Origin of the sequence: Teichococcus aerophilus, assembly GCF_014490485.1 — a bacterium.
In the GTDB taxonomy this organism is placed as follows: Bacteria; Pseudomonadota; Alphaproteobacteria; order Acetobacterales; family Acetobacteraceae; genus Pseudoroseomonas; species Pseudoroseomonas aerophila.
Genome location: NZ_JACTVA010000019.1, coordinates 60,914 through 72,827, shown reverse-complemented (window position 1 = coordinate 72,827; position 11,914 = coordinate 60,914). Strand labels below are relative to the sequence as shown.

Annotated in this window: 10 protein-coding genes and 1 riboswitch; of the genes, 4 read left to right on the top strand and 6 right to left on the bottom strand. The window is 69.3% G+C overall.

Features of this window, described 5'->3' with window-relative positions:
- Positions 1-155 precede the first annotated feature (155 nt).
- Positions 156-1,445 (top strand): NCS2 family permease, encoded by a 1,290-nt coding sequence (locus IBL26_RS12260; protein WP_187784771.1) that lies wholly within the window; start codon positions 156-158, stop codon positions 1,443-1,445.
- 136 nt (positions 1,446-1,581) lie between these two features.
- Here IBL26_RS12260 and IBL26_RS12255 read toward each other — a convergent pair whose 3' ends face one another.
- Positions 1,582-2,130: a transglycosylase SLT domain-containing protein gene (locus IBL26_RS12255; RefSeq protein ID WP_187784770.1), complete on the bottom strand. Its 549-nt coding sequence runs from the start codon at positions 2,128-2,130 to the stop codon at positions 1,582-1,584.
- 275 nt (positions 2,131-2,405) lie between these two features.
- Positions 2,406-2,622, top strand: a riboswitch (cobalamin riboswitch).
- A gap of 109 nt (positions 2,623-2,731) precedes the next feature.
- Here IBL26_RS12255 and metE point away from each other — a divergent pair.
- The gene (gene metE, locus IBL26_RS12250) at positions 2,732-5,053 is read left to right on the top strand and encodes a 5-methyltetrahydropteroyltriglutamate--homocysteine S-methyltransferase (protein WP_187784769.1); all 2,322 of its coding nucleotides are present in this window, start codon (positions 2,732-2,734) and stop codon (positions 5,051-5,053) included.
- Between the two features lie 41 nt (positions 5,054-5,094).
- Here metE and IBL26_RS12245 read toward each other — a convergent pair whose 3' ends face one another.
- Positions 5,095-5,472 (bottom strand): winged helix-turn-helix transcriptional regulator, encoded by a 378-nt coding sequence (locus IBL26_RS12245; RefSeq protein ID WP_187784768.1) that lies wholly within the window; start codon positions 5,470-5,472, stop codon positions 5,095-5,097.
- 168 nt (positions 5,473-5,640) lie between these two features.
- Here IBL26_RS12245 and IBL26_RS12240 point away from each other — a divergent pair, with 168 nt between their 5' ends.
- Positions 5,641-6,702 carry an SDR family oxidoreductase gene (locus IBL26_RS12240; protein WP_187784767.1) on the top strand — a complete coding sequence of 354 codons (1,062 nt, stop codon included), beginning with the start codon at positions 5,641-5,643 and terminating at the stop codon, positions 6,700-6,702.
- Between the two features lie 199 nt (positions 6,703-6,901).
- On the opposite strand, the gene IBL26_RS12235 is transcribed toward IBL26_RS12240, so the two are convergent.
- The 3 genes from IBL26_RS12235 to IBL26_RS12225 are packed head-to-tail and all read right to left on the bottom strand — an operon-like array spanning position 6,902 to position 10,201.
- Positions 6,902-7,720: a peptidase gene (locus IBL26_RS12235; RefSeq protein ID WP_367615420.1), complete on the bottom strand. Its 819-nt coding sequence runs from the start codon at positions 7,718-7,720 to the stop codon at positions 6,902-6,904.
- Positions 7,717-8,664, bottom strand: coding sequence for an alpha-E domain-containing protein (locus tag IBL26_RS12230; protein WP_187784766.1), 948 nt, complete (start codon positions 8,662-8,664; stop codon positions 7,717-7,719). Before IBL26_RS12230 ends, IBL26_RS12235 begins: the two co-directional genes overlap by 4 nt.
- A gap of 4 nt (positions 8,665-8,668) precedes the next feature.
- Positions 8,669-10,201: a circularly permuted type 2 ATP-grasp protein gene (locus IBL26_RS12225; RefSeq protein WP_187784789.1), complete on the bottom strand. Its 1,533-nt coding sequence runs from the start codon at positions 10,199-10,201 to the stop codon at positions 8,669-8,671.
- Between the two features lie 266 nt (positions 10,202-10,467).
- Between IBL26_RS12225 and IBL26_RS12220 the strand changes: the two genes are divergently transcribed.
- Positions 10,468-11,133 carry a DUF1194 domain-containing protein gene (locus tag IBL26_RS12220; RefSeq protein ID WP_187784765.1) on the top strand — a complete coding sequence of 222 codons (666 nt, stop codon included), beginning with the start codon at positions 10,468-10,470 and terminating at the stop codon, positions 11,131-11,133.
- A 6-nt stretch (positions 11,134-11,139) separates the two neighbouring features.
- Here the strand turns inward: IBL26_RS12220 and IBL26_RS12215 are convergent, their stop codons facing one another.
- Positions 11,140-11,907, bottom strand: coding sequence for an SDR family oxidoreductase (locus IBL26_RS12215; protein WP_187784764.1), 768 nt, complete (start codon positions 11,905-11,907; stop codon positions 11,140-11,142).
- Positions 11,908-11,914 lie beyond the last annotated feature (7 nt).

The window sequence follows — 11,914 nt, the reverse complement described above, 5'->3', positions numbered from 1 at the left end:
CGCGGCCCCGCCGATGCAGGACCCGTGCCGTTCGTGCATCACTTCTAAACTGAGGTGTCACGAACCGGTAGCCAGGAAGCCACGGAGGTTGCCCGCTCGTAACCGTCGCTTTTATCGTGCAGCGCAACAACGGCGTTTTGTAGGGGACCCCTGCCTTGGACAGTTTCTTCAAGCTGACGGAGCGCGGCACCACGCCGCGTACCGAGATGATGGCCGGCCTCGCCACCTTCCTGACCATGGCCTACATCGTCGTGGTCAATCCCGGGATGATGGTGGCCGCCGGCATCGACCCCGGGGCAGCCTTCGTGGCCACCTGCCTGGCCGCCGCCATCGGCTCCGCCCTGATGGCATTTCTGGCGAACTACCCGATCGCGCTGGCACCGGGGATGGGGCTGAACGCCTATTTCGCCTTTGCCGTGGTGGGCGGGATGGGCATTTCCTGGCAGGTGGCGCTGGGGGCCGTGTTCCTCTCCGGCATCATCTTCTTCCTCGTCTCGCTCGCCGGGTTCCGGGAATGGTTGATCAACTCGATCCCGTTCTCGCTGAAGCTGGGCATCGCCGCCGGGATCGGGTTGTTCCTGGGGCTGATCGGGCTGAAGGGCATGGGGCTGGTGGTGGACAATCCCGCCACGCTGGTGGCGCTGGGGCCGCTGCATTCGGTGCAGACGCTGCTCTCCTGCCTTGGGTTCCTGTTGATGGCGGGGTTGGTGGCGCGGCGGGTGACGGGGGGTATCGTCATCGGCATCGCCATCACCGCGCTGCTGGGGGTGCCGCTGGGGCTGACGCAGTTCCAGGGCGTGTTCTCGATGCCGCCTTCGCTGGCGCCGACCTTCCTGCAGATGGATATCCGCGGCGCGCTCAGCCTGGGGCTGGTGGGGATCGTGTTCACCTTCTTCATCGTCGACCTGCTGGACAATGCCGGCACGCTGATCGCCACCACGCACCGGGCGGGGCTGATGAAGAAGGATGGCTCCGTGCCGCGGTTGGGGCGGGCCCTGATGGCGGATTCAGGCGGCGCGATGATCGGCGCCGTGCTCGGTACCTCCACCACCGTCAGTTACATCGAGAGTGCGGCGGGCGTGCAGGCGGGTGGCCGCACCGGGCTGACGGCGCTGACGGTGGCGGTGCTGTTCCTGCTAACGCTGTTCCTGGCGCCGCTGGCGACCAGCATTCCCGGCTTCGCCACGGCGCCGGCCCTGGTGCTGGTGGCCTGCCTGATGACGCAGGGCCTGCGGGACCTGGCATGGGACGATACCACCGAGTACCTGCCGGCCATCGTCACCGCCATCTCGATGCCCTTCACCTTCTCCATCGCCACGGGCATCGGGCTTGGCTTCATCACCTATGTCCTGGTGAAGATCATCGCCGGCCGTGCGAAGCAGGTGCATGGCGCGGTGTGGCTGCTGGCGGTGCTGTGCGTCATCAAGTTCTGGCTGGGAAGCTGAAGGACGAAGGGCGCGGCCCCTCAGTGAAAGCCGCGCCCATCATGCACGAGCCGTGTTGAGGCTTGGTGAAGACAAGAAAGGCCGGGGAAGGAATTCCCCGGCCTTTCTTGTGTCATGCGCCCGCGAAGGCGAAATCTCAGTCCGGTGCCTCGGCCAGTTCGAGCAGGGTCACGCCACTGCGGCGGACACGCGCGATCTCGCTACGGCCACAGCCGGTGGAGCCGAGCAGGTTGCTGCCCGGGTTGACCACTTCCAGCTTGGCCTGGACGCGGCAGACCAGCTTGTTGGCCGTGCCGGGTGCCCCGCCGTTCCAGCGGCGGATGGCATCGGCCCAGTTACCGACCCGGTCGTAATGCATCCGCAGGTAGCGAGCCGCCCAGTTGGCGGAACGCTGCGGGTCCAGCGGCCAATCGCTGTTGCGGGCGTGGACGCGGGCGTTCACCTGCACGCAGCCAGCCATCACAGATTGTCCAGCCCCGGCATTGGCGAGCAACCGGCGGGCTTCGCCGGCACTTTCCGGGTAGTAGGCGCGGCCACCGATATTCATCGCGTGAGCGTGCAGGCCAGATTCAGCCAGGGCGATGGACACAAGCAGTCCATCGGGAAGATCGTAGGCCGCCTCGGCAGCCCTCGTGGCTTCCAGGCAGGCAGAGCGGGGTCCAGCAGCCTCTGCGGGCCTGGACATCAGGGTGGGCGCGCCGAGCACAAAGGCCGCTGCCAAAGCCGCGATCGCCAGCCGTGAAGGCTGGGTCGACCGCGCACGATGCGCTTGACCCGCGTGCCGGAGCGAACAGGCGCTCCGTGCGGTTTTGCACGGGAACGCCGCGGATCTGCGTCGATGCGGGGGCATCGACCGGCTTTTCGCGGGCGTCATGACGGTTCCGCTACCATGCGATGCCAGGGGGGCCAAGGAAAAAAGACCGTGAGGCCACGGCGCTTGCCAACCATCCGCATATAAAGATATGGTTATATCGTGATGGTCCCGCGCGAGTGGGCTAAGAGGGAACGCCGTGCCTCCGCTCGTTTGCGGATAGTCGGCGGCTGCCCCCGCAACTGTTGGCGGCGAGCATCCGGCGCGTGGCGCGCCGAGCCGGCCACTGGGCTTCCGGGCCCGGGAAGGCGGTGCCGGATGTGACGAACCGTGAGCCAGGAGACCTGCCATCGCCGCCCACCCGGAGCCGCCAGCAGGCGGCCGGGGGGTGCCACCGTCAGGCCGGGCGGGGTGCACCGGTGCCAGGAGACTGAGCAGTGCTGAATCTGTGCTTCATCTTTGGGCGGGCGCCGCGATGAGCATCGCCGCCAATCTGGGATTCCCCCGAATCGGTCGTCGCCGGGAGCTGAAAGCCGCGCTGGAGGCCTTCTGGGCCGGGCAGTCGGACGAGGCGGTACTGCTGGCCAGGGCCGCCGCGCTGCGCGGCGGGCACCAGGCGCTGCAGGGCGCCTGCGGCATCGGGCATATCCCGTCCCACGACGCGCCGCTCTACGACCATGTGCTGGACCACGCCACGATGCTGGGCGCCATCCCGGCCGGCTATGGCTGGCGGGGCGAGGGGCCGGTGAGCCTGGCCACCAGTTTCGCCCTGGCCCGTGGGGCGCGTGGCAGCGAGCCGGAGCGGGCGCGGGGCATCGCCGCCGATGCGCCGGCGCTGGAGATGACCAAGTGGTTCGACACCAATTATCACTACCTGGTGCCGCGCCTGGACGCCGACACACGCTTCGTGCTGACCGAGAACCGGCCGCTGGCGTTGTATGCCGAGGCCCTGGCCGATGGCCGCCGCACCCGCCCGGTGCTGCTGGGCCCGGTGACGTTCCTGCTGCTCTCCAAGACTGTGGATGGCAGCCAGGCGCTGGCGCTGCTGCCCCGCCTGTTGCCCGTCTATGCCGAGATCCTGCGCGGGCTGGCGGCGGCGGGCTGCGCCTGGGTGCAGGTGGATGAGCCGGTGCTGGCCACCGACCTGCCGCCAGGCGCCGCCGATGCGCTGCGTCTGGCCTGGCGGTCGATGGCCGGGGCGGCGCCGGGGCTGAACCTGCTGCTGGCCAGCTATTTCGGCCCGCTGGGCGACAATCTGGAACTGGCGCTGTCCTTGCCCTCGGCCGGGTTGCACCTGGACCTGGTGCGGGGGGCGGCGGATCTGCCGGCGGTGCTGGCGGCGGGGCTTCCGCGCGATCGCTGGCTGTCCTGCGGCGTGGTGGATGGGCGCAATGTCTGGCGCACTGACCTGCGCGGCGCTTTCCGGACGCTTGAGAGCGTAGCGCAGGCGCGGGGTGGGGCGGGCCGGCTGATGGTGTCGCCCTCCTGCTCCCTGCTGCATGTGCCGGTGGATGTGGGGCAGGAGGACGGGCTGGACCCGGCGCTGAAGCGCAGCCTGGCCTTCGCCGTGCAGAAGCTGGCCGAGGTGCGGGCGCTGACCCTGGGGCTGGAGCAGGGTGAGGGCGCCATCGCCGATGCTCTGGGCGCCAGCGATGCGGCGCGGGCGGCGCGCAAGTCAGACAGCCGGGTGAGCGACCCGGCCGTGGCCGCCCGGCTGGCCGCCGTGGCGCCGGAGATGCTGCAACGGGGCGCGCCCTATGCCCGGCGGGCCACGGCGCAGGCGGCGCGGTTGGCCCTACCGGTCTTCCCCACCACCAGCATCGGCAGTTGGCCGCAGACCGCGGAAATCCGCCAGGCCCGCGCGGCACATGGGCGCGGCACGCTGGACGATGCCGGCTACGACGCCTTCCTGCTGGCGGAGACGGAGGCCGCCATCCGCTGGCAGGAGGAGGCGGGGGTGGATGTGCTCGTCCATGGCGAGTTCGAGCGCAACGACATGGTGAAGTACTTCGGCGAGCAACTGGCCGGCTACGCCTTCACCCGGCATGGCTGGGTGCAGTCCTATGGCAGCCGTTGCGTGGCGCCGCCCATCATCTGGGGCGACGTATCCCGGCCGGCGCCGATGACGCTGGCATGGTGGCAGCGGGCGCAGGCGCTGACGGCGCGGCCGGTGAAGGGGATGCTGACCGGGCCGGTCACCATGCTGCACTGGTCCTTCGTCCGCGACGACCTGCCGCGCGATGTGGTGTGCCGGCAGATCGCCCTGGCGCTGCGGGACGAGGTGGCGGAGCTGGAGGCGGCGGGCTGCGCCATCATCCAGATCGACGAACCCGCCTTCCGCGAGGGGTTACCGCTGCGGCGGGCGGAGCAGACGAATTATCTGCGCTGGGCGGTGGAGTGCTTCCGCCTTTCCGCCAGCGCGGTGGCGGATGGCACGCAGATCCACACCCACATGTGTTACGCGGAGTTCAACGACATCATCGGCGCCATCGCCGCGATGGACGCCGATGCCATCAGCATCGAGACGGCACGCAGCCGGATGGAGTTGCTGGAGGCGTTCGAGAGCTTCGATTACCCGAACGCCATCGGGCCGGGGGTGTGGGACATCCATAGCCCGCGCGTGCCCGATTCCGCCGAGATGACCGCGCTGCTGCGGCGCGCCGCCGCGCGGATACCGGCGGAGCGGCTATGGGTGAACCCGGATTGCGGCTGCAAGACGCGGGGCTGGGCGGAAGTGCGTCCCGCCATGGCGCATGTGGTGGCAGCCGCGCGGCAGTTGCGGGCGGAGCTGGTGTAGGCCGCGCGGGCCGAGCTGCCGCTCGGCCTGCGCCGCCGGCGCTACCAGCGTGAGGTCGCGCCGGCGGGCAGGGCATCCAGCGCATCAGGGTTGCGGCGGGCCCAGTCGTAGAGCAGTTCCACCGGCTCGATGAACCGTATGCCGAGCGGTGTCAGCGCGTACTCGACGGCGGGCGGGACGGTGCCGTGGACGTGGCGGGTGACGAGGCGGCGTGCCTCCATCTCCCGCAACGTCTGCGTCAGCATCTTTTTGGAGATGCCGGGCAGCGAGCGCAGCAGCACGCCGGTGCGGGCGCGGCCGCCATGCCGCCGGTGCAGCGTGTGCAGGACCATGCTGAGCCATTTGGTGGCGAACAGGTCCAGCGCCCGCCTTGGCGCGCAATCCTCGCGGCCTTCTTCTTCCGGGCTGCCGGGTTTCATGGGTGGGAACCTCCTGGTGCGTATGTCCCTGATGGGTGCCTTCTAGCGCGGGCCGCCCCTCTTCCTAGCTAGAGTCCAATGGCCTGCGGCGCATGCGCCGGGGCCGCCTTGAGGATGACAGTGCCGGGGCGGATGCGCCCCGGCGCCGAATGCGACGGAGTTGGATACATGGCGAAGACAGCATTGGTGGTGGGGACGAGCGGCATCGTCGGCAGTGCCACGGCCGAGCGGCTGGTGGCGGAGGGCTGGGCGGTGCATGGCCTGGCGCGGCGGCCGGCGCCGCAGGACGGCGTCCTGCCCATCGCGGCGGATTTGCAGGACGCGGCGGGGCTGGCGGCGGCGCTGGACGGGGTGCGGCCGGAGGCGGTGTTCATCGCCACCTGGTCTCGCCAGAGCACCGAGGCGGAGAATATCCGCGTCAACGCCGCCATGGTGCGCAACCTGCTGGATGCGCTGCGGGCGGCCGGCAGTGTGCGGCATGTGGGGCTGGTGACGGGGCTGAAGCATTACCTTGGCCCGTTCGAGGCCTATGGCAAAGGCGTGCTGCCGCAGACGCCGTTCCGCGAGGAGCAGGGGCGGCTGGACATCGAGAATTTCTACTATGCGCAGGAGGACGAGGTGTTCGCCGCCGCCGGGCGGGACGGCTTCGGCTGGAGCGTGCACCGGCCGCACACCATCATCGGCAAGGCCGTGGGCAATGCGATGAACATGGGCACGACGCTGGCCGTGTACGCCACGCTGTGCAAGGCAACCGGCCGGCCCTTCCGCTTCCCGGGCTCCGCCATGCAGTGGAACGGCCTGACCGACATGACCGATGCCCGGTTGCTGGCGCGGCACCTGCTCTGGGCCGCGACCACGCCGGCGGCGCGCAACCAGGACTTCAACGTCGTCAATGGCGATGTGTTCCGCTGGAGCTGGATGTGGGAGCGCATCGCCCGCTGGTTCGGGCTGGAGCCGGCGCCGTTCGACGGCACGGTGCAGCCGTTGGAGGCGCAGATGGCTGATGATGCCGGCTTGTGGCGGAAGATCGCCGCGCGCGAAGGGTTGGTGGAGGCCGATCTGGGGCGCCTGGCCTCGCCCTGGCACACCGATGCCGATCTGGGCCGGCCGGTCGAGGTGGTGACGGATATGAGCAAGAGCCGCCGCCTGGGCTTCACTTCGTATCAGCCGACCGAGGATGCGTTCCTGGAGCTGTTCGCGCAGCTGCGGCGGGAGCGGCTGATTCCCTGAATGTGCTGACAGGGGTTTGTTGGAACAGGCCGGGGAAGGAATTCTCCGGCCTGTTCTGTCTTCCGCGAGTTTGCGGGGGCCTCATGGCGCGGCTGGGCGCTGGCCGATCGGGGGCATGGACGGCCTGACCGGACCGGCTGGACCGGGTGCGCGATGGCCTGGGGAAGAAGGCGAGGCGGGAAAGTTCCTGAACCCGCCTTCAATCTGGCAGGATGTCGATGGGGCCCAGGTTCAGGCCGCTGCCGAGCTCGGCGGTGCTGGTGCCCTGCACGGGGGGTATGGCGGGTTGCAGCCAGGCGGGTTCCGGCATCTGCCGGTAGGCATCGCGCAGGGCGACGGACCAGGCTTCCCGCAGGCTGCGGAAATATGGGTCCTCTTCCGTGATGCGCTGTTGCAGGCGAATCTGGAAGCTGTCGGTGTCGTAGACCACGAGGTCCAGCGGCAGGCCGACGGTGAGGTTGGAGCGCAGCGTGCTGTCCATGCTGACCAGGGTCAGCTTCACGCCGCCTTCCAGGCTGGTCTGGTGCGTCAGCGCGCGGTCCAGGATCGGCTTGCCGTATTTGTGCTCGCCGATCTGCAGGAAGGGTGTGTCGGGCGTCGCCTCGATGAAGTTGCCGGCGGCGTAGACCAGGTACAGGCGCACCGGGCCGCCGGCGATCTGCCCGCCCAGCATGATGGAAACATCGAAGCCGACGCCCTGGTCCTTCAGCGTCGGGCCATCGATCTGGTAGACCTGACGGATGGCGGCGCCGACCAGCTGCGCGGCGCGGAACATGGACGGCACCGTCAGCAGGGTATGGTGCTCACCCTCCAGCGTCAGCCCTTCGCCCAGGCGGTTCCACACCGCCTGGGTGATGGCGAGGTTACCGGCGGAGAGCAGGCAGAGCACCCGTTCCCCCGGCACCGTTGCCGTGTAGACCTTGGAGAAGGTGGAGATGTTGTCGACGCCCGCATTGGTGCGGGTATCGGCCAGCATCACCAAGCCTTGCTCCAGCCAGAGGCCGACGCAATAGGTCACGGCTGGCGTCCGTTCAGGTAGAGCAGGCCGATCTGCTGGCCGAGCTCGATATTGCGGTCGATCGTACCGGTCAGGAAGCCGTGCAGGCCCTGTTCCAGGATGTCCGCCGTCTCGGTGTCGCGCATGCTGGCGTGCAGTTGCGCGGCCAGGCTGTGGCAGGCGCCGCGGGTGCCGCCATTATTGTCCGCGATGGCATCCAGCACCGATTCCACGCTGCGGTAGCAGGCAAGCAGGGAGCGCGGCAGTTCCTTGCGCAGCAGCAGCAGCTCCACCACCAGTTGCGGCTGCAAGCGGGCGTGGAAGACGTGCTGGTAGGCGCGCAGGGCGGAGACGGAGCGCAGCACGGCCTGCCATTGCGCGTAGTGGGATGCATCGGCGCCGCCGCTGGCATCGAACGCCGCGTGGCGGACATCCAGCAGGCGCGCGGTGTTGTCCGCCCGTTCCAGCATGGTGCCGAGATGGACGAAGCGCCAGGCGTCGTCCCGCAACATCGTGTCCGTCGCCGCGCCGTTGAACAGCAGGGTGCGGGACTTCACCCAGTCCAGGAAGCCCGGCAGCCGGTCCCCCTTGGTGACGGAGGGGTCGAGGCGGCGGAACTCGATCCAGGTATCGTTGATGGCTTCCCACATATCCACCGTCAGCGCGGTGCGGACGGTGCGGGCGTTGCGGCGGCCGGCTTCCACGCAGGCGGCGATGCCGGAGGGATTGTCCAGGTCCAGAGTCAGCCAGTGGATCACCGCCTCGGCGGTGGGGGCGGGGTGCTTGGCCAGGAAGCCGGGCTCGCTGCCGGTGGCGATGAGCAGGGAGCGCCATTCATCCTCGGCGCTGAGGGGCTGGGCGAGCATGGCCATGCGCAGCGTGGCGGCGAGGCCGCGGGCGACGTTGCCCGCGCGTTCGGAATAGCGGCCGAGCCAGAACAGGCAATCGGCGGTACGGGACAGCATTGGTTCAGCCTTCCCCTTGCTGCTGGCGGCTGCTCTGGCCCTGAGACTGGGACTTACCCTGAGATTGGGACTGGGATTGCCCTTGGGATTGCAAGGCGGCTGGCTCCTCCGGCGGGGGCAGGGCGAGCTGCCCCTCGGCCGGCGGGTCCTCCATCAGCACCCAGGTATCCTTGGTGCCGCCGCCCTGGCTGGAATTGACCACCAGGGAACCTTCGCGCAGCGCCACGCGCGTCAGCCCGCCCGGCACCATGCGGACTTCCTTGCCGAACAGCACGAAGGGGCGCAGGTCCACATGGCGCGGGCCGATGCCGGCCTCGCCGAGCGTGGGCACGGTGGAGAGGGCGAGGGTAGGCTGGGCGATGTAGTCGCCCGGCCGGGCCTTGATGCGGCCAGCGAAGTCGTCGCGCTGTTCCTGCGTCGCGTGCGGGCCGACCAGCATGCCGTAGCCGCCGGAGCCGCGCGCCAGCTTCACCACCAGCTTGTCCAGGTTCGCCAGTACGTAGTCCTGGTCCGCCGGGCGTTCGCACATGAAGGTGGGGACGTTGGAGAGGATGGGCTCTTCCTTCAGGTAGAAGCGCACCATCTCCGGCACATAGGGGTAGACGGCCTTGTCGTCGGCGATGCCGGTGCCGGGCGCGTTGGCGAGGGAGACGTTGCCGGCGCGGTAGGCCGCCATCAGCCCGGGGACGCCCACGACGCTGTCGGCGCGGAAGCATTCGGGGTCGATGAAATCGTCGTCGATGCGGCGGTAGATGACGTCCACGCGCTTCGGGCCGGCGGTGGTGCGCATGAACACCATCTCGTCCCGCACGAACAGGTCAGCGCCTTCCACCAGTTCCACGCCCATCTCGTCGGCGAGGAAGGAGTGTTCGTAATAGGCGCTGTTATACGGGCCGGGCGTCAGCACCACGACGTTGGGCGTGCCGCTGCAGCTTTCCGGCGCGATGCTCTTCAGCGTTTCCAGCAGCTCCTCCGGATAGTGGCTGACCGGGGCGATGCGGTGGCGGGCGCAGATCTCGGGGAAGAGGCGGAACATCGCCTCCCGGTTCTCCAGCATGTAGGAGACGCCGGAGGGCGTGCGGCAATTGTCTTCCAGCACATAGAACTGATCGGCTTCCGTGCGCACCAGGTCGATGCCGGAGATGACGGTCCAGACGCCGCCGGGCGGGACGAAGCCCCTCATCTGCGGCAGGTAGCCTTCGTTCTGCAGCACAAGCTCGGGCGGGATGCGGCCGGCCTTGATGATGGCCTGTTCGCCATACACGTCGGTGAGGAAGGCGTTCAGCGCGCGCACGCGCTGCTCCAGCCCCTGGGAGAGGCGTTCCCATTCGTCACGCGCCAGGATGCGGGGGATGACGTCGAAGGGGATCAGCCGCTCGGGGTCCCCGCCTTCCGTATAGACGGCGAAGGTGACGCCGATGCGGCGGAACAGGACCTCGGCTTCACGCCGCTTCTGGTCCAGGGCCTCCTGGCCGGTGGCGTCGAGGAAACGCGCCATCTCGGCATAGGGGGAGCGGATGGCGCCTTCGGCGTGCATTTCGTCGAAGGCTGAGGAAGGTCGATCTGCCACGGCTGGTTCCGTCTTCCTCTTGGATGGCGCCTGAGGCGGCGTCGCGAATGGTACCGTGCGACTTGAGCAAGGCTTTGGGGTTACGCGCAAGCCGCTCTCAACGTTTCATCTCCCGAACCGGCGATTTGGCGCGGGTTTTCTGCACAAGGCGGCATCATCCTGCCCGCGAGGGAAGCGTTGACAGGCGTGGCGGCGCTGGCCGACGCTGGTTTGCACCCCGACGGAGCCCGCCCATGCTGCGCCGCCAGATGCTGACCCTGCCGTTGCTGGCCACCGCCACGCCCGCGCGGGCGGAGGGCGAGGTGGACGTGCTGCTGGTGCTGGCCATCGACGCATCGGGCAGCATCACGCCGGAGGAATTCCACCTGCAACGGGAAGGCTGCGCGGAGGCGGTGGGCCATCCCTCGGTGCTGGCGGCCATTGCCGGCGGGCCGGCGGGGGCCATCGGCATCGCCATGGTGGAATGGGGCGCGCCGGGTGGCGCGGCGACGGTGGTGGAGTGGCACCGGGTGGCGGATGCGGCCAGCGCCGCCATCGCGGCGGCAGCCTTCCGCGATGCGCCGCGGTCCCGCCAGAGCTGGAACGCCATCGGCGATGCCATCGACCATGCGGCGCGGCTGATTGCCGCCGCGCCATGGCGGGGGGCGGAGAAGGTGATCGACATCTCAGGCGATGCGCCGGACATGCGCGGGTTGCGGCCGGCCAGCGTGGCGCGGGACGACGCGGTGGCGTCCGGCATTACCATCAATGCCCTGGCCATCCTGGGCGGCACGCCGGGGCTGGAGGAGCGCTACGCTGCCGAGGTGATCGGCGGCCCCGGCGCCTTCGTGCTGGCGGCGGAGGGGCGGGCGGATTTCGCCCGCGCCATCCGCGCCAAGCTGGTGCGGGAGATTGCCTGAGCAGGTTCAGGCCAGCATGCGCGTATCGCCATCCACGGCGATGGCCTGGCCGGAGATGGTGCGGCCGCGCGGGCTGCAGATAAACAGGATCTGGTCCGCCAGCTGCTGCGGCGTGACGTAGTCCTTGATGGAGACGTAGGAGAAGGCGGCCTTCTCCACCTCCGCGAAGGGCAGGCCGCGCTGCTGGGCCTTGGCTTCCAGCACGCGGCGCTGGCGGTCCCCGGCGACGAGGCCGGGCAGGATGGCGTTGACGCGGATGCCGGCCTCGCCCAGCTCGATGGACAGCGACTTGGTGAAGCCGATGACGCCCCACTTGGCGGCGGCGTAGGGGCTGCGCAGCGCGAAGCCGAGATGACCGGCGGCGGAGGAGAGGTTGACGATGGAGGCGTTGCCGCTGGCGCGCAGGTGCGGGACGGCGAGGCGCGCGAGGTTGAACTGGCTGGTCAGGCAGACCTGCAGGCAGCGGTCCCAGTCCTCCGGGTTGATGTCCTCCACCTTGCCGGTGGGGCCGGCGATGCCGGCGTTGTTGACCAGCACGTCCAGCCCGCCGAGATGCGCGACGGCGGATTCCACCAGCGTGGCGACCTGGGCGCGGTCGGCGACGTCGGTGACCTGGTGGCCGACCTCGGCGGGCAGGGTGGCGAGGCCGGCGGCATCGACATCACAGGTATAGACCTTCGCGCCCTCGGCCAGGAATGCCTCGACGATGCCGCGGCCGATGCCGTTGGCGCCGGCGGTGACGAGTACGCGCAGGCCGGTGATTCCAAGATCCATCTGTCGT

Coding starts and splice junctions, on each gene's coding strand:
- IBL26_RS12255 (WP_187784770.1), bottom strand. CDS start 2,130: ATGTCCAGGCCCGCAGAGGCTGCTGGACCCCGCTCTGCCTGCCTGGAA.
- metE (WP_187784769.1), top strand. CDS start 2,732: ATGAGCATCGCCGCCAATCTGGGATTCCCCCGAATCGGTCGTCGCCGG.
- IBL26_RS12245 (WP_187784768.1), bottom strand. CDS start 5,472: ATGAAACCCGGCAGCCCGGAAGAAGAAGGCCGCGAGGATTGCGCGCCA.
- IBL26_RS12240 (WP_187784767.1), top strand. CDS start 5,641: ATGGCGAAGACAGCATTGGTGGTGGGGACGAGCGGCATCGTCGGCAGT.
- IBL26_RS12230 (WP_187784766.1), bottom strand. CDS start 8,664: ATGCTGTCCCGTACCGCCGATTGCCTGTTCTGGCTCGGCCGCTATTCC.
- IBL26_RS12225 (WP_187784789.1), bottom strand. CDS start 10,201: ATGCACGCCGAAGGCGCCATCCGCTCCCCCTATGCCGAGATGGCGCGT.
- IBL26_RS12220 (WP_187784765.1), top strand. CDS start 10,468: ATGCTGCGCCGCCAGATGCTGACCCTGCCGTTGCTGGCCACCGCCACG.
- IBL26_RS12215 (WP_187784764.1), bottom strand. CDS start 11,907: ATGGATCTTGGAATCACCGGCCTGCGCGTACTCGTCACCGCCGGCGCC.